Here is a 17,175-nt window from a genome sequence, read left to right on the forward strand (position 1 = left end):
ATTGCCAGAGGGCATGTGCATGAGAAGCACCGATCAGCTCGACGCTTTTAATTTGCCACGCTTCGTCCAGGCTCAAGACCCGGTATTCGAATGGGTACAGGAAGAACTGCACGCCGGTAAAAAACGCCGTCACTGGATGTGGTTCATCTTTCCGCAGCTTGCCGGGTTAGGCGGGAGCGAGATGTCCCGCCACTTCGCCATACGCTCCGATGAGGAAGCCGCGGCGTATCTGGAGCATCCACTGCTGGGCCCGCGCCTGCGGACCTGCACGCAATTGGTCCTGAACGTCAAACAACGCTCGATCGCCGATATCTTCGGCCATCCTGATGACCTGAAGTTTCACTCCTCGATGACCCTGTTTGCCCAGGTCGCCCCCGACGACAGCGTTTTCCATCGAGCCCTCGAGCAATATTTCCACGGCATACGGGATGACTGGACGCTGTCTCTGCTGGACCTAAAACAAGCCCATTTGCCCACCAATCAGCGTTGAGAAGTCGTCGTCCACAAACGGCAGGATCGCATCCGCCACCGGTTGCAGCTGCCGGGTGACGTAGTGGTCATAGTCGATGGGCGCGCTGCGGATCTCCAGCGGCTCGGGCCCGGCGACGGTGATCACGTAGCTGATCCAGCCGCCGTTCTGGTACTGACGTGGGCGACCCTGCCGGTCATTGAAATCATCGGCGATGCGCGCGGCGCGCACGTGGGGCGGCACGTTGCGCTCGTAGTCATCGAGGGTGCGGCGCAGACGCTTGCGGTAAATCAAACGGTCGTCGAACTCGCCGGCCAGGGTCTTGCGCACGTAATCGCGAACGTAATCCTGATACGGCTTGCGATGGAAGATCCGCGAGTACAGCTCCTGCTGGAATTGCCGGGCCAGTGGCGACCAGTCGGTGCGCACGGTTTCCAGGCCTTTGTAGACCATTTCATCAGAGCCATCGGCGCGCGTGACCAGGCCGGAATAACGCTTCTTGCTGCCCTCCTCCGCGCCACGGATGGTTGGCATCAGAAAGCGCTTGTAGTGGGTTTCGAACTGCAACTCCAACGCACTTTCCAGTCCGTACTCGGCTCGCACATGCTCGCGCCACCACTGGTTGACGTGATCGACCAACGCAAAACCGATCTGCGCGGCTTCCTCCTGTCCGTGGGCCCGGCGCAGCCAGACGAAGGTAGAGTCGGTATCGCCATAAATCACTGTGTGGCCCTGGGCTTCGATCAACTGCCGGGTGCGCAGCATGATTTCGTGACCGCGCAAGGTAATGGACGAAGCCAGGCGCGTGTCGAAGAAGCGGCAGCCGCTGGAACCGAGCACGCCGTAGAAGGCATTCATGATGATCTTCAGCGCCTGGGACAGCGGTGCGTTGTGTTCGCGCTTGGCGGTTTCGCGACCTTCGGCCACCCGGGCGACGATGGCCGGCAGGCAATGCCGGGTTCTGGAAAAACGTGCCCCGCGAAAACCCGGTACCGAGTCTCTGTCGTCGGGATGTTGCAAGCCTTCGATCAGCCCGACCGGGTCGATCAGAAAGGTACGGATGATCGACGGGTAGAGGCTTTTATAGTCGAGCACCAGCACTGACTCGTACAGGCCCGGCTGTGAGTCCATGACAAAGCCGCCGGGGCTGGCCTGCGGTGACTGGCGGCCAAGGTTGGGCGCGACAAAGCCCTGGCGGTGCATCAGCGGCATGTACAAGTGGGTGAACGCCGCCACCGAACCACCGCTGCGATCGGCCGGCAAACCGGTGACGCTGGCCCGTTCCAGCAGGAAAGTCAGCAACTGGGTCTTGGCGAAAATCCGTGTCACCAGTTCGCAGTCTTTGAGGTTGTACGTGGCGAGGGCCGGTTTGTCCTCGGCGAACATCCGGTTGATTTCGTCCATGCGCTGGTAAGGCGTGCTGATTGACTTGCCCTCACCGAGCAGGGTTTGCGCGACGTTTTCCAGGCTGAACGACGGGAAGTTCCAGGTCGCCGAGCGCAGGGACTCAATACCGTCGATGATCAACCGCCCTGCCGCCGAGGCGAAGTAATGGTTGCGGCTGCCGTGTTCGCGCCATTGCATCTCTTCACCACCACGCCCCAGCTTGAGCGGGACCGCCAGGCGCCGGGCGTGTTCATGGAGCACGCGCAGGTCGAACTGCACGACGTTCCAGCCGATGATTGCGTCGGGGTCGTGGCGGGCAAACCATTCATTGAGCTTTTTCAGCAGCACGGTTCGCGAGTCGCAGTACTCGAGCTGGAAATCCACCTGGCTGTCGTCGCCGTTGGGCGGTCCGAGCATGTACACCTGCCGCTCGCCGCAGCCTTCCAGCGCAATGGAATACAACTCGCCCTGCGCGGTGGTTTCGATGTCCAGCGAGACCAGGCGCAGCGTTGGTCGGTAGTCTGGATCGGGTTTCATCTGCGCATCGAGCAACAGGCCCTGCGCATCGGGCGTGCCGCCAAAAATCACTGGCGCCGTGATGAACCGCTCCATCATGTAGCGCTCCGGCGGGCGCACGTCGCCCTCGAACATCTCGACGCCGGCCTTGCGCAGCGCGGTTTCCAGGCGCATCAACTGACCGTGCTGCTGGCAATACAAGCCGAGCACCGGGCGGTGCTCGAAATCCAGAAGCGCCAGGGGCTTGAGCTCGACGTTTTTCTCGCCGTGCAGCACTGCCTCAGCCTGCTCGCGCTGCTGCGCCGCAATGAACCCCACCGACGGCTGATGAGGCAAGCGGATGCGCCGGGGACCGGAGTCGGTCGCCAGCCAGAACTCGACTTCCGTACCGGCCGGGGTGTCGCGCCAATGCCGGGTCAGGACGAAGCCCTGCTGTAAGTCCACCACTGCAACCTCACGTTTTGTTCAGGCTGCAATTCTACCCGTCATCAAGGGCCAGCGGGTCAGGGGTGAGAATTTCCCTTGGCACGCCCCTTTCGACGAAGCTTTACCAAAGAAAAACCGCCGAATGACGTTTTTTGAGTGTTATCTGCCGCTTTCTCCCTTGCCCTCAGCGCTTGCGTCTACGATTCTTCAAGAACAACGACAACACCCGAGAAACCGCCATGAAAACCGTCGCTCAACTGCTCAAGCTCAAAGATCAGAAGAATCAGGAAGTGCATCAGATCAAGCCTGATCATATGGTGCTGGAAGCACTGATGAAGATGGCCGAGAAAAACGTCGGTGCCTTGCTGGTGGTAGAAAATGACGAAGTGCTGGGCATCATCAGTGAACGCGACTACGCCCGCAAACTGGTGCTGCATGGCCGCTCCTCGGTCGGTACGCCGGTGCGCGACATCATGGTGTCCCCAGTCATTACCGTGGACACCCATCAAACCGTCGATACGTGCCTGGGCATCATGTCCGACAGGCGCCTGCGTCACTTGCCGGTGGTGGAGAACGGCAAGTTGATCGGTTTGTTGTCGATCGGCGACCTGGTCAAGGAGGCCATTGCCGAGCAGGCTGAACTGATTCAACAACTGGAGCAGTACATCCGCGGCGAATAATCCGAACACACTACAAAAACCTGTGGGAGCCGGGCTTGCCCGCGATGGGATCAACCCGGTTCGACGTCAAACCGGGTCGCCTGCATCGCGGGCAAGCCCGGCGCCTACAGCTCACCGTTGATCTTTTGTGTTCAGGTTGGCCAATGCCGCGCGAAGACCGGTGCCAAGGTCGGGTGCCGGTCTATACGCTCAAGCCATGCAAAAAAACCGGGCCGGGTACGGCGTAAATGCTCCCGGCTGCCCGCCCATCTCGACACCACCGCCGCCAGCACATCCAGCGCTCCCGGCGTCTCATCGCCCAGATACAGCTCGCCGGAAAACTGATCGGCAAACACCTCCCAGCTCCAGTGCAAACGTGTGCGGGCGCCGGCCATGAGATTTTGTCTGGACGACTCATCCGCCTCGATCAACCAGCGTTCGGGGTAATCGATAATGCCGATGGCCGTGTAGCAATTGCAGATGATGAACGCCAGGCCCCGAATGGCTTGATCGCGATCAGCGGCCAGCTTCGGCAGCAGGTTTGACTCGGGAAAGGTCAACCCGAGATGAATCAGGATCGCCGCGCTTTCGCTCAGCACACTGCCATCGGGCAATTGCAGGGTTGGGATTTGTTTGAGCGGGTTGAGTTTTTCCAGCGCGTGGGCGGCCTCTAGCGAAGATTCGACGTCAATGAAGCGATAAGGAATTTCACAGAGTTCGAGGGCAGCCTCTATCGCCGCCGCGCCGGAATTCTGGTGTCCATAAAGTTGGTACATGGTGCGGCCTCCTGGCGTGACAAAAATGAAGGATCAAGAGAGGCGCCATCTGCTGGCCGTACTAGCCCAGCGCTGCGATCAACTCGGCCGTTGTGACGATCGAATGCGCATACGTCGGCCCGTTGATCTCATGCGCGGCATGCATGGCTTCTGCACTGAACGCGGCGGTGGCGTCGCGTACCAGCGTCACGTGATAGCCCAGTTCAGCGGCAAACTTGCCGGTGGTTTCGATGCAGGTATTGGCGAGCATCCCCACCACCACGACCTTGTCGATCCCGTGTTGCTTGAGCAAAAAGTCCAGGTCGGTGTTGGCGAAACCGCTGCCGCCCCAGTGTTCCTTGACGATCACGTCGCCCGCCTCGGGATGGAAGTCCGGGTGCCATTCCCCGCCCCAGGCTCCCGCCGCAAACACTTGCGCGCTGCTGGCCCCTTGTTGATAAGGGCTGGGATGCTGCCAGTGGGCCAGGTCATCCGGTTCGGCGCGGTGGTGGGGTACATAGAAAACCCGGATCCCGGCATGGCGAGCGGCCGACACCACGGCCTTCAGATTGGCCAGCGTGCCGACGCTGTCAGCCACCGGTTTGGCCCGACCGTGAAGTTTGCCCCCTTCGCTGAGGAAGTCGTTGTAAGGGTCAACCAGCAGTAGGCCGGTGTGTTCGGCAACATAAGAACTGGTATTCATGATTGGCTCCTCGGGGGCACGCGCCAGCTAACCAGTGTAGAAGTGCCGCTCAACCCTACCCGCGCTATCCGACGACTGAACCATCACACCTGCGTGGGGTTACTTTCATCACCTATCAATACCGTCGATGTTCACAATCACAGCAATGAAGTTCTCATAAAAAATCGTCGGCGTAACATCCGCTCCATACCAACCAATAACACCCCGGAGCACACCCTCATGAAACGCCAAACTCTTCTCAGCATCGCTTTCTCGGTTTTTGCAGTTAACGCTTTTGCCGCTACCTCTGCTCAACCTGTCGTCGCCGAAGGCGGCTCGGATCGCCTGATTGAAAGCCGTGTGGCTGAAGGAGGTTCGGATCGTTTGATCGAGAATCGTGTTGCCGCTGATGGTTCCGACCGTCTGATGCAGAACCGCGTTGCTGAAGGTGGCTCCGACCGTCTGATCGAAAACCGCGTTGCCGCTGATGGTTCCGACCGTCTGATGCAGAACCGCGTTGCCGAAGGTGGCTCCGACCGCCTGATCGAAAACCGCGTTGCCGCTGATGGTTCCGACCGTCTGATGCAGAACCGCGTTGCTGAAGGTGGCTCCGACCGCTTGATCGAAAGCCGTGCTGCATAAATGCAGGGTTTTACCGCAGGACTCAATGAAAAACCCGGCCTCACCCGCCGGGTTTTTTTACGTCTGTTTTTTGCTTCCGCTCACTGGCCTGCCCGCACCAGGCAGCGCTGATAACGCTCATCGACCCGTTTGGCGAACCACGCCGTCGTGAGTTTTCGGGTGATTTTCGGACTTTGCAACTTGATCCCCGGTAACACTGCACGAGGCAATGACCGGCCCTCGGCCTGGTCGGCCAACGCGAACACCCGCCGATAGAGTTCGGTGTTCTCTAATGTCAGACTTTTGCCCTCCTCCAATTGATTGCGAATGGTCGTATTGCGCATGCCCAACTGCTTGCCGAGGCTGCGCACCGCCAATTCAGTGGTGCCGGGCATGATCGAGTCATAGCGAACCAGATCGCCATCCAGCGCCAGCGGAATGCCTGACACCCGACTCAACGCGTTCTGAAACGCCGCATTGCGGCTGGCATACCAGCCGGCATTGAAATCCGCGAAGCGATACAGCGGTTGCGTATAGCTCACCGGGTAACCCAGCAAGTGGGCGATGCCGAAGTACATGCCGCCTCGGCGGCTGAACACTTCATGCCGGATCGAGCCGTTCACCGGGTACGGATAGCCCCGCGCCTGCTGCTCGGCGAAATCGATGCTGACCTGCATTGGCCCGCCGGTGTGCACCGGATTGAAGCCACCGAACAGGGTCTTGCCCAATGGCACCATGCCAATGAAGTCATCGAAAATCGCGCTGAGTTCTTTCTCGCTGCGCGCTGCTTTGAGGCGCTCGCTGTAGCTTTTGCCGTTGGGTGAACGCAACTGCAATGCGCCACTGACCAACAGACTGGGGATATGAGCTTTAGCGGCGCGACGATCGATCTCTTCCCGAGCGATCTTGCCCAGGCCCGGCACCGGCGGGTCGACCTGAAATGTGGATTCCTGCTCGGTGACGGCGATCACCGAACACAGGTTTTGCGTGGAGGGATCAAGTTTCCGGGTAGCGAATGCGGTGTATATGTCCGTGGCCCAGCCCTGCCGATCGGTGGTTTTAACCGGCAATAGCCGCACGATCTCGGCCTTGACCTCGGCGGGCGTGCGCGCAGGCTGTTCCTGCGAGCGTTGAGTGCCGCAACCGGCCAAAAGCAACAGCACCGCAACCCCCGTGAGCAATCGATTGGCTTGCATGGTGCTCCATCAAATCCGTTGAACCGGGTTAACCATACGACCAATGGCATGGCGCAGGCTATGACTCCTGCCGCCGCGCCCCGTTCCCCGGTCGCAGCAGCACGGCCGTTTTCCGTTGGGCAGTCAGCCTGCCTGCGCTGCACGAGTGGACCATACTTGAGCCAGTCACCGAGGAGGACAGGTTGATGAATCGTAGTGACGTGCTGATCGTCGGCGCCGGCCCGACCGGGCTGGTACTCGCGCTGTGGTTGAGCAAACTGGGCGTTCGCGTGCGGATTCTCGACAAGACGTCGGCACCCGGCACGACGTCGCGGGCACTCGCGGTCCAGGCCCGGACACTGGAGCTGTATCGCCAGCTCGATCTCAGCGAGGCCGTGGTGCAAAACGGTCATCGTGTTGAGGCGGCGAATTTCTGGGTCAAGGGCGAACCGGTGGCGCGCTTGCCCCTGAGCCGCGTCGGCGAGGGACTGACGCCCTACGCCTTCCTCGAAATATACCCTCAGGACGAGCACGAGCGACTGCTGATAAAACGCCTCGAAGCCTTTGGCATTCAAGTGGAGCGCAACACGGAACTGGAAAGCTTCACAGACACCGGCGATGGCATCACCGCCCAACTGCGCTTGCCCGACGGCCAGCAGGAAACCTGTCAGGCCTGTTATCTGGCGGGTTGCGACGGTGCCCGGTCAATTGTGCGCAAGACCCTGGACACCGGCTTTCCGGGCGGGACCTACCAGCAGATTTTCTATGTCGCCGACGTACAAGCCAGCGGGCCGACCTTCAATGGCGAACTGCATGTGGATCTGGATGAAGCGGACTTCCTCGCCATATTTCCACTCGGCGGCACAGGCCGTGCCCGGTTGATCGGCACCGTGCGCGACGAACGTGCCGAGCAGGCTGAAACCCTGCAGTTTGAGGACGTCAGCAGCCGGGCCATCGAACATCTGAAGGTGCAGATCGAACAGGTGAACTGGTTCTCGACCTACCGTGTGCATCATCGGGTGGCCGACCACTTTCACACCGGACGCGCGTTTCTATTGGGTGACGCCGCCCATGTGCACAGCCCGGCGGGTGGTCAGGGCATGAACACCGGAATCGGCGATGCCATCAACCTGGCATGGAAACTCGCGGCGGTGTTAAGCGGCGGCGCTACGGCCAAGCTGCTGGACACGTACGAAACCGAGCGTATCGCGTTCGCCCGCAAACTGGTCGCCACCACCGACCGTGTATTCACGTTCGTCACCGCCGAAGGTCGCCTGGCCGATGTGCTGCGTACACGGCTGGCACCGTTTGTGATTCCCAAAATGGCTTCGTTTGAAGCGACCCGCGAGTTCCTGTTTCGCACGGTCTCGCAGATCACCCTCAATTATCGCGGCATGCCGCTGAGCACTGGCGTTGCCGGGCACGTTCACGGCGGTGATCGCCTGCCCTGGGCCCACGACGGTGAGGGCGATAATTTTGGGTCGCTGAAGAACCCGAACTGGCAAGTGCATGTATATGGCGACACCAGCGACGAAATGATCGCTTGGTGTAATGAGCATCACCTGCCGCTGCAGGTTTTCGGCTGGAGGCCCGCGTTTGAAGCCGCGGGGCTGGGCCGTAACGGGTTTTACCTGTTACGGCCGGATACGTATGTGGCGATTGCCGAGACGTGTTCCGATCCGAAAGTGATCGAGCGGTACTTCAGGGATCACGGGATTCGGCCATTTTTTGGCTGCCCCTGAGAACACCACATTGGCAATGGGGTTCAGATGCCAGCCAGGGCCAGGTCCATCGCGAAGTAGGTGAAAATCAAATCCGCCCCCGCGCGCTTGATCGCCCCGAGGCTTTCACGCACCACGCGATCCTCATCGATCGCCCCCGCTTGCGCCGCGAATTTGATCATCGCGTACTCGCCACTGACCTGGTACGCCGACAACGGCAAACGCGACACCTCGCGGATGTCGCGGATGATGTCCAGGTAGGCACCGGCCGGTTTCACCATCAGTGCATCCGCGCCTTCCTGTTCGTCCATCAGCGATTCGCGCACCGCTTCGCGGCGGTTCATCGGGTTCATCTGATAGCTTTTGCGGTCGCCCTTGAGCGCGCTGCCGCCGGCTTCACGAAACGGGCCGTAGAGTGCAGAGGCAAATTTGGTGGAATACGCCATGATCGCGGTCTGGCTGAAACCCGCGTCATCCAGCGCCCGGCGAATCGCCTGGACCTGCCCGTCCATGGCCGCCGAGGGCGCAATCACATCGGCGCCAGCCCGCGCGGCGGCCACGGCTTGCTTGCCGAGGTTGATAAGGGTCTGGTCGTTATCGACTTCGTGGTTGTGCAGCACGCCGCAATGACCGTGGTCGGTGTATTCGCAGAAGCAGGTGTCGGACATCACGATCATCTCTGGCACGGCATCCTTGGCGATCCGCGCCATGCGCGACACCAGCCCGTTGTCGTTCCAGGTGTCGCTGCCACTGCTGTCCAGATGATGCGACACGCCGAAGGTCATCACGGATTTGATGCCGGCGCGGGCGTAGCGCTCGATCTCGCCGGCCAGTTTCGACTCCGGAATGCGCATCACGCCAGGCATGCTTTTGATCGGCACGAAGTCGTCGATTTCTTCCTCGACGAAAATCGGCAGTACCAGATCGTTCAGGCTGAATTCGGTTTCCTGGAACAGGCTGCGCAGGCTCGCATTGCGGCGCAGACGGCGTGGACGTGCTTCGGGGAACTGACTGGACATGGGCATTCCTGAAAACGGAGGACAAGATAAACGTCGTAGGGAGCGAAGCTTATGCCTTGCAAGGCGCCAGGCACAAACCTCAAGAGCGGAAAAACCCTTACCGGGTCAGCAATAATCCGCGCCTGTAACACATCCCTCGTAGCAGCTGCCGAGCGTGCGAGGCTGCGTCCGGCTGCGAAGCAGTCGCAAAACCTGCAACCGAATTCTTTCAGTCAAACCGCGTTCACCGGGCCACGACTGCTGCGCAGCCGGACGCAGCCTCGCACGCTCGGCAGCTGCTACAGGGCGGTTAAAGCATCAGGGTGCCGGTAATGCAGGTCACCACAGCACCGCCAATCCAGATCTCATCACCCACCTGATCCACCTGGATGCGCCCCGCTCGTCCCATCGTCAAACCCTGGCTGACCACATAGGAGGCAGGCGCCAGCCCTTCAGCGAGCAACCATTGCGCAATCCCTGCGTTCAGACTGCCCGTGGCGGGGTCTTCCGGCATGCCGTCACCCGAGATGAACGCCCGCACTTCGAACTGTGCGTCATCACCATCGCGCTCGGGATTGCACGGCGCAATCACACCGACGGCCAGGCCCAGCATTTGCGAATGATCCGGCTGCAAGTCCAGCACCTGTTGGCGCTCTTCGAGCATGACTGCCAGCCATCCGGCACCGTTATCCACCCACTGCGCCCGCACAATCGCCCCAACCTCCAGGCCAAGGCCGCGTCGCACGCGCTCCACCAGTTCGGCGTCCACCGGCCCGGCGTTAATCAGGGGCGGCGCGAGAAAGGCCAACTGCGCGCCTTGTCGACGAATACGCACCAGTCCGACGCCGCACTCCTGAATAATCTCCTCGCCCTTGGGCACGCCACCGGCCTCAAGCCACGCATGGCAGGTGCCCAGGGTCGGATGCCCGGCAAATGGCAACTCGTTCAGGGTGGTGAAGATCCGCACCCGATAGTCGGCCCGCGGATCGCGCGGTTCCAGCACGAACGTGGTTTCACTGAGGTTGGTCCAGGTCGCGAACGCGGCCATGCGTTCCTCACTGAGTTCGTCCGCACCGAACACCACTGCCAATGGGTTGCCCTTGAGGGCGACGCGGCTGAAGACATCTACTTGCTTGAAATCGAATGAACTCATTGCCTGCCTTGGTCTTGAATAAATCAAAGGATCGATTTGGGAATTTCCAGCCCGCGCATGACGGCCGGCCGCGCCAGGAAACGCTCCAGCACGCGTGTGACATTCGCAAAATTCTTGATGCCCACCAGATCGCCCGCTTCGTAGAAACCGATGAGGTTGCGCACCCACGGGAACGTTGCGATGTCGGCGATGGTGTAGCGCTCGCCCATGATCCAGTCACGCCCTTCAAGGCGTCCATCCAAAACCTTTAACAAACGTTTACTTTCCTCGACGTAGCGGTCGCGCGGTCGTTTGTCCTCGTAGTCCTTGCCGGCAAACTTGTTGAAGAAACCGAGCTGGCCAAACATCGGCCCGATGCCTCCCATCTGAAACATCAGCCATTGAATCGTCTCGTAACGCGCGGCCGATTCCTGAGCCAGCAGTTGCCCGCTCTTGTCGGCGAGGTAAATCAGAATCGCCCCGGACTCGAACAATGGCAGGGGTTTGTCCCCGGGACCATGGGGGTCGAGGATGGCCGGAATCTTGTTGTTGGGGCTCAGTGACAGAAACTCGGGCGACATCTGATCATTGGTGTCGAAGCCCACACGATGCGGTTCATAGGGCAGGCCGATCTCTTCAAGCATGATCGACACCTTGACGCCATTGGGGGTCGGCAAGGAGTAAAGCTGGATCCAGTCGGGGTATTGGGCTGGCCATTTTTGGGTGATGGGGAACGCGGACAAATCGGTCATCGGGAACATCCGTCGCTAAAGAAAGGGATGAGCATAATCCAGGATTAGCGCCCGTTGCTTGCGATCTTTTCGCGTTATCAAAACCATTGATGAACACGATCGAAAGATCTCAGCCTTTGCCCGAGCCTCAAGGTGTAGGGTGTCCACAAATTCGCAACATCTTGTCGATAACCTTCGCTGCAACCCGCTCAAGGTTGTCGATACAGTGCTGCGCAACCACCGGACGCGAACCAAATGGGCATCGGAGGACTCTGAGCAATGCCCTTTCGGACTCGGACCGACTCAACGACATGGAAAACACTCGAAGCTGGGAGCTCGTGGTGTAAAGGTTTGTCAGCCTTAACCGAATGCGCTGAAGATCACTTATACCAATGACCAAACTTTTTAAATTCGCTAAACGCTTCAAGCACCGTGCGTTTATTGTTCTGCCGGTGCTGCTGGCGGCAAGCGCAGTGTTTTTGTTGCTGGAGTCCCGCGAAAGTCGTGCCCAACCGGCGGACGGCACCCAGACACTGGTGTTCCTGCGTCACGCAGAGAAACCCGCCGGTGGTTTGGGCCAACTCAATTGCCAGGGCCTCAACCGCGCCATCGACCTGGCCACCTTGTTGCCGGAAAAGTTCGGCAAGGCCAACTACGTGTTTGCCGCCAACCCGACGCGCAATGTCGAGGAAGGTGAACTGGACAACTCCTACAGCTATATCCGTCCACTGATGACCATCAGCCCCAGCGCGATCAAGCTCGGTTTGCCGGTGAACATCTCATTCTCGGCCAACGACACCAGCGACCTCGCCGAAGAATTACTGCACGACAAGTACCACAACTCCATCATCTACACCGCCTGGTCCCATGGCTACTTGCCAGAGTTGATCAACAAGGTCGCTGGAGACGCCGTCGGCAAGAAGCAGAGCATCACCGAAGACTGGGCGTCCAGCGACTACGATTCGGTGTTCGTACTCACGTTGACCTGGCAAAACGGCAAGGCCAGCCTCGTCAGTCACAGCTACAAACAAGGGCTGGATAACGGGTCTCAGACTTGTCCGACCTAAGCGGTCGGCAACATCCCACAGCCGGTGAAGACCACGACAGCCAAGGGGCGGGCTATCATGTATGCAACTTCCCCTTGTCTGGACTCTCTCCATGTCACTCTCATCCGCAGCTGTCCCCGCCCGGGGTTGGTCGTTCTGGTGGAAACCTGCCCTTTTCGTCGTGGTCGCCTGTATCGGCCTCTATTACGTCAAGTGGTCGCCTTACTACCTGAAAGCCTTCATCGCCGCTGACAATCACAGCATCGGCGCCTCCATCCTCAATGACGAACAGACCGCCCCGCTGGCCGCCGCGCTGACGTACGCGAAGGTGTACTTCCTGGCGATCTGGAAAGCCGCCGTGCTGGCCGTGATTCTCGGCTCCCTCCTGCAAGTCCTGATTCCACGAGACTGGCTGCTGCGCCTGTTCGGTCGCGCCAGCTTCGCTTCAACCTTGCGTGGCGGCCTGTTCGCCCTGCCGGGGATGATGTGCTCGTGCTGCGCCGCCCCGGTGGCCGCGAGCATGCGTCGCTCGAATGTCTCGGTCGGCGCAGCGCTGGCCTTCTGGATCGGCAACCCGGTGCTCAACCCCGCGACGCTGGTGTTCATGGGGTTCGTGCTGGGCTGGGGGTTCACCGCGTTGCGATTGGTCGCCGGGATTGTGCTGGTGTTCGGGGTGTCGATGATCGCTCAACGCATCAGCGGCCCGGAAACACTGCCTGAAGCTGCCGTCGAGGCAGTGGCCGAAGTCAGCGAAAAAGATACCCAACCATTCCTGACACGCTGGGCCAAAACCCTGTGGAGTTTGTTCTGGAGCACCATCCCGATCTATATCCTGGCAGTCCTGGTGCTGGGCGCGGTGCGGGTCTGGGTGTTCCCGCACATTGACGGGGCCATGGCCAACGGCCTGCTGTGGCTGGTGCCGCTGGCAATCATCGGTACGTTGTTTGTGATTCCTACCGCAGCAGAAATCCCTATCGTGCAAACCATGATGACGTTGGGCATGAGCACCGCCCCGGCCGTGGCATTGCTGATGACCCTGCCGAGCATCAGCCTGCCGTCGCTGCTGATGCTGCGCAAGGATTTCGATGCGCGGGTGCTGGTGAGCGTGGCGCTGATGACCATGGCAATTGGTGTGATCAGCGGGTTGATCGGGGCGGCGTTGCTCTAGGTTTTGTAACACCGGTCAGATCGCCTTCGCGAGCGGCTCGCTCCTACAGTGGATCTCGGCAGTACACACAATCTGTGTTCACTGAAGATTCAATGTGGGAGCGGGCTTGCCCGCGATTGGGGCCAGTCAATACAACCTCAACCTTGCTGATTGACTCGCTCGCGCAGGTATTCGAGTACCGCTACCCTCTCCCCAGCAAACTCGATCCGCGCGCCTTTCTTCTCCCGCTGAAACGCATACATCGGGTCGTAATACTCACGAAGCAACCCTTCAATCCAGCCTCGGTGCAAATCCACTGCACCGCTTCGGCCCTGCTCGGCCAAGGCTTCTTCCATCAATATCAACATCCGCCGATGGCGTTCGCCACCCAGGCGTTTCTGCACGTTGTTGAGGCTTTCCAGCATACGTGCGCAAAACAACGCAAACCCTTCATCGCCATGCACGCCGATGAACTCGGCACACAGGTCCACCACGTAGTCGCGCAATATTCGTTCGACACGCCCTTCGAGGCTGTCTTCCAGCCAGACCATCGGAAATTGCTGCATGCCCTGATACAGCGGCAACGGCAATGCGCAACTGCCGACTGCCCGGCTCTCGTCTTCCAGCACAAACTGCTCGATGCCGTGGGCACGCTTTTTCAGGACATCCACCGCCAGACGGTTTTCAAAATCAATGTTGGACGGCTGCCCGGTCGCGCGCTTGCCGAAGCTGGAGCCGCGATGATTGGCGTGGCCTTCAAGGTCCAGCCCGTTGCTCAACTGCGTCAGCACTTCGGTCTTGCCGGTGCCGGTCATGCCGCCCAGCAAGACGAAATCGCACTGGGTCACCGCCTGATCGAGCGTGTCGAGGAGGAACGTGCGCATGGCCTTGTAGCCGCCACCGACCCGGGGATAGTCAATGCCGGCTTCGTCCTTGAGCCATTGCTGGACGATCTGCGAACGCAAGCCGCCGCGAAAACAATACAAATAGCCCTCGGGATGCACCCGGGCGAAATCGGCCCAGGCCTGGATGCGTTCAGCCTTGATCTCGCCGGACACCAGTTGATGCCCCAGCGTAATGGCCGCTTGCTGCCCGTGCTGCTTGTAACAGGTGCCGATGCGCTGGCGTTCGCTGTCATTCATCAGCGGCAGGTTGACCCCCCCCGGGAATGAACCCTTGCTGAACTCCACCGGCGCGCGGGCATCCATCATCGGCCGGTCGTTGAGAAAGATGTCGCGGTAATCGGTGAAGTCGATCGACATCAAAACACCTCAACCGCGTGTGTCTGTCGCTCAACCAGTTCGCCGATCGGCTCAAGGCTCAGGCCCAGCTCGGCCGCCACTGCCAGGAACTGTTCGTTGCCCTCGGGCGTGACCGCAATCAGCAGGCCACCGCTGGTCTGCGGATCACACAACACGCGTTTGTGCATTTCCTGAAGCCGCCCCAGTTTGCTGGCATAACTGTCGAAGTTGCGCAGCGTCCCGCCCGGTACGCAGCCTTGGTCGAGGTAATACTCAACCCCTGGCAGGCGCGGCACGCGGTCGTATTCGATGCGGGCAGTCAGGTGGCTGCCGTCAGCCATTTCCACCAGGTGCCCCAGCAGGCCAAACCCGGTGACGTCGGTCATGGCGGTCACGCCGTCGAGCTTGCCGAAACGGCTGCCGGGTTTGTTCAGGGTGCACATCCAGTCACGGGCCAGGCCGATGTCGGCATGGCGCAACTTGCCCTTCTTCTCGGCGGTGGTGAGGATGCCGATGCCCAGCGGCTTGGTCAGATAGAGCAGGCAACCGGCCGTGGCCGTGTCATTGCGCTTCATGTGGCGCTTTTCCACGAGCCCGGTCACGGCCAGGCCGAAGATCGGCTCCGGCGCATCGATGGAGTGCCCACCGGCCAGTGGAATCCCGGCTTCATCGCAGACCGAACGGCCACCGCGAATCACTTCCCGGGCAATCTCCGGCGCCAGCACATTGACCGGCCAGCCGAGGATCGCAATCGCCATCAGTGGGTCGCCCCCCATGGCGTAGATGTCGCTGATGGCATTGGTGGCGGCGATGCGGCCGAAATCGAACGGGTCGTCGACGATGGGCATAAAGAAGTCAGTGGTCGAGACCACGCCACGTTCTTCATCGATGGAATAGACCGCGGCGTCATCGCGCGAGGCGTTGCCGACCCAGAGTTTCGGGTCCAGGTTCTGCGCCCCGCTGCCGGCCAGAATCACCTCCAGCACCTGGGGGAAATCTTGCAGCCGCAACCTGCGCCGTGGCTGTATTGGGTCAGACGAATCGGCTCGCTCATGGGAGGCACCTTGGGAAGTCAGTGCGAGCGATTCTAGCATTGTGTCTGGTGATCGTTCCGAATGCCTCAACGGACGCTTCGCGTTCAGCTAGAGACGCGGAGCGTCCCGGGCTGCATTCCCACGCAGAGCGTGGGAACGATCACCGTTACGGCAACAGGATCACTTTGTCGCCACTGCCCTGATTCACTTCTGAATACCGCTCCAGGCCTTGGGACAGCGGTGATTCAAACAAGCCCTCGGGCAATGGCAACAACCCCTGATCGAAGAACTTGCCGAACTGATCGAGCATCGCCGCGCACGCCTGAACCCCGTACAACAATGAGTTGATCCCGACCACCGAGCCACCCTTGCGATACAGCGCCAGCGCCGGCAATTGCACCATGCCGTCCACCGGTGCGGCGATGATGGCGATGCGGCCGAACGTCGCCAGTGCCGGGACTGAGGCCGGCAGCCAGAACCCGGTGGTGTCGAAGATCACGTCAGCGCCGCCGCTGTACACGGTGTTCACCTGAGCGCCCAGGTTTTCCGGATTATCCAGTTGCAGGGTTTGATAGCCCTGAGCCTGCAATTCCTTGACCTGCTCCGGTCGCCGCGCCGCCGCCAGCACCTGAGCTCCGCGCACCTTGGCCAGCGCCAACGCCGCGCTGCCCACCGCGCCGCCGCCGATCACCAACAATCGCGTTTGCGCCGTCACCAGGCTGCGCTCCAACGCATCCCAGGCCGTGGTGTACGGCACGCCGAGGCTGGCGGCCTGGGCAAAACTCAGGTGGGTCGGTTTGAGCGCGACACCGTTGGCCGGCAGTTTGACGAATTGCGCATGGGAGCCATCGGCAAAGAACCCCAGCTCACGCCCGGTGCCCCAGACGTCCTGACCAATCAACGCCTGCGGACCTTCAACCACGACACCGGCAAAATCCCGACCGGGAATCCGTGGCAACGTGGTGTAGGGAAATCGACCCAGCACATTCTTCACGTCGCTGGGGTTGAGGCCCGCGGCCTTGATCTGCACCAGCACTTCATCGGCGCCGGGTACCGGAGTGGGCACGTCAACGTAGCGCAGGGCCGAGAGGTCGCCGGTTTTGTCGAACTGCAATGCTTTCATGAGCGTTTCCATCGAATAAATAAACGGTTCAGGAGATCCAGCCAGCGACCAGTTGCCGCCCCATGGGCCACAACTTTTCACCGGCCAGCATGCCGAGCAGCCCGACCAGCGCGATGGCCGGCGGTGCGGGGGAACGAAAATCCAGTGCGCCGTAGAGCAAACCGACGCCCAGACCAATGGCCAGTGAGATGAGGTAGCTCATGGCTGACTCCGTGGGCTATTAAGATAGGCCAGAGTCTAATGGCAGGTTGCACCGGGCATCGGCCAAGTGCTTCTGCTTTCCGGCCAAAGCACTAATGCCGAATACAAGACG

At 60.4% G+C, this 17,175-nt stretch carries 16 protein-coding genes and 1 pseudogene; 6 read left to right on the forward strand and 11 right to left on the reverse strand.

Features of this window, described 5'->3' with window-relative positions; genetic code table 11:
- Positions 1–19: 19 nt before the first annotated feature.
- The gene (locus tag LOY55_RS20665; RefSeq protein WP_223522510.1) at positions 20–490 is read left to right on the forward strand and encodes a DUF1810 domain-containing protein; all 471 of its coding nucleotides are present in this window, start codon (positions 20–22) and stop codon (positions 488–490) included.
- Here the strand turns inward: LOY55_RS20665 and LOY55_RS20670 are convergent.
- Positions 455–2,815 carry a DNA polymerase II gene (locus tag LOY55_RS20670; RefSeq protein ID WP_258666560.1) on the reverse strand — a complete coding sequence of 787 codons (2,361 nt, stop codon included), beginning with the start codon at positions 2,813–2,815 and terminating at the stop codon, positions 455–457. The two genes, LOY55_RS20665 and LOY55_RS20670, sit on opposite strands and share 36 nt — an antisense overlap.
- Positions 2,816–3,036: 221 nt before the next feature.
- Here LOY55_RS20670 and LOY55_RS20675 point away from each other — a divergent pair, with 221 nt between their 5' ends.
- Positions 3,037–3,477, forward strand: a complete 441-nt coding sequence (locus LOY55_RS20675; protein WP_046032603.1) for a CBS domain-containing protein — start codon at positions 3,037–3,039, stop codon at positions 3,475–3,477.
- Positions 3,478–3,608: 131 nt separating this feature from the next.
- Here the strand turns inward: LOY55_RS20675 and LOY55_RS20680 are convergent, their stop codons facing one another.
- Both LOY55_RS20680 and LOY55_RS20685 read right to left on the reverse strand, forming a co-directional pair.
- Entirely contained in the window at positions 3,609–4,232 is a 624-nt protein-coding gene (locus tag LOY55_RS20680) for a glutathione S-transferase N-terminal domain-containing protein (protein WP_046032604.1), read from the reverse strand.
- A gap of 61 nt (positions 4,233–4,293) precedes the next feature.
- Complete coding sequence (locus LOY55_RS20685) at positions 4,294–4,914, reverse strand: isochorismatase family cysteine hydrolase (RefSeq protein ID WP_077431757.1); 621 nt, start codon at positions 4,912–4,914, stop codon at positions 4,294–4,296.
- 219 nt (positions 4,915–5,133) lie between these two features.
- On the opposite strand from LOY55_RS20685, the gene LOY55_RS20690 reads away from it, so the two are divergent.
- Entirely contained in the window at positions 5,134–5,535 is a 402-nt protein-coding gene (locus LOY55_RS20690) for a hypothetical protein (RefSeq protein ID WP_223522556.1), read from the forward strand.
- Between the two features lie 80 nt (positions 5,536–5,615).
- Here the strand turns inward: LOY55_RS20690 and LOY55_RS20695 are convergent, their stop codons facing one another.
- Positions 5,616–6,710 carry a DUF1615 domain-containing protein gene (locus tag LOY55_RS20695; RefSeq protein ID WP_223522509.1) on the reverse strand — a complete coding sequence of 365 codons (1,095 nt, stop codon included), beginning with the start codon at positions 6,708–6,710 and terminating at the stop codon, positions 5,616–5,618.
- Between the two features lie 185 nt (positions 6,711–6,895).
- Here LOY55_RS20695 and LOY55_RS20700 point away from each other — a divergent pair, with 185 nt between their 5' ends.
- A complete protein-coding gene (locus LOY55_RS20700; protein ID WP_223522508.1) occupies positions 6,896–8,431 on the forward strand; it encodes an FAD-dependent oxidoreductase in 1,536 nt (511 codons plus the stop codon).
- Positions 8,432–8,454: 23 nt separating this feature from the next.
- Here the strand turns inward: LOY55_RS20700 and hemB are convergent, their stop codons facing one another.
- The 3 genes from hemB to LOY55_RS20715 all read right to left on the reverse strand — a co-directional run bounded on the left by hemB (position 8,455) and on the right by LOY55_RS20715 (position 11,292).
- Positions 8,455–9,429, reverse strand: a complete 975-nt coding sequence (gene hemB, locus LOY55_RS20705) for a porphobilinogen synthase (protein ID WP_223522507.1) — start codon at positions 9,427–9,429, stop codon at positions 8,455–8,457.
- A 289-nt stretch (positions 9,430–9,718) separates the two neighbouring features.
- On the reverse strand, positions 9,719–10,561 hold the full coding sequence (locus tag LOY55_RS20710; RefSeq protein WP_109786662.1) for a PhzF family phenazine biosynthesis protein: 843 nt from the start codon (positions 10,559–10,561) through the stop codon (positions 9,719–9,721).
- Between the two features lie 23 nt (positions 10,562–10,584).
- Positions 10,585–11,292, reverse strand: coding sequence for a glutathione S-transferase family protein (locus LOY55_RS20715; protein ID WP_109786663.1), 708 nt, complete (start codon positions 11,290–11,292; stop codon positions 10,585–10,587).
- Positions 11,293–11,663: 371 nt separating this feature from the next.
- Between LOY55_RS20715 and LOY55_RS20720 the strand changes: the two genes are divergently transcribed.
- Positions 11,664–12,338 carry a histidine phosphatase family protein gene (locus LOY55_RS20720; protein ID WP_109786664.1) on the forward strand — a complete coding sequence of 225 codons (675 nt, stop codon included), beginning with the start codon at positions 11,664–11,666 and terminating at the stop codon, positions 12,336–12,338.
- Between the two features lie 91 nt (positions 12,339–12,429).
- Positions 12,430–13,485 carry a permease gene (locus LOY55_RS20725; protein WP_223522506.1) on the forward strand — a complete coding sequence of 352 codons (1,056 nt, stop codon included), beginning with the start codon at positions 12,430–12,432 and terminating at the stop codon, positions 13,483–13,485.
- Positions 13,486–13,622: 137 nt separating this feature from the next.
- On the opposite strand, the gene mnmH is transcribed toward LOY55_RS20725, so the two are convergent.
- The 4 genes and pseudogenes from mnmH to LOY55_RS20745 form a co-directional block, all read right to left on the reverse strand.
- Positions 13,623–14,726, reverse strand: coding sequence for a tRNA 2-selenouridine(34) synthase MnmH (gene mnmH, locus LOY55_RS20730; RefSeq protein WP_258666569.1), 1,104 nt, complete (start codon positions 14,724–14,726; stop codon positions 13,623–13,625).
- A pseudogene (gene selD / locus LOY55_RS20735) lies at positions 14,726–15,759 on the reverse strand (selenide, water dikinase SelD). Before selD ends, mnmH begins: the two are co-directional and overlap by 1 nt.
- Before the next feature lie 146 nt (positions 15,760–15,905).
- On the reverse strand, positions 15,906–16,862 hold the full coding sequence (locus LOY55_RS20740) for a zinc-binding alcohol dehydrogenase family protein (RefSeq protein WP_223522504.1): 957 nt from the start codon (positions 16,860–16,862) through the stop codon (positions 15,906–15,908).
- 28 nt (positions 16,863–16,890) lie between these two features.
- A complete protein-coding gene (locus tag LOY55_RS20745) occupies positions 16,891–17,064 on the reverse strand; it encodes a DUF1427 family protein (RefSeq protein WP_077431753.1) in 174 nt (57 codons plus the stop codon).
- Positions 17,065–17,175 lie beyond the last annotated feature (111 nt).

The organism is Pseudomonas sp. B21-040 (assembly GCF_024748695.1).
In the GTDB taxonomy this organism is placed as follows: domain Bacteria; phylum Pseudomonadota; class Gammaproteobacteria; order Pseudomonadales; family Pseudomonadaceae; genus Aquipseudomonas.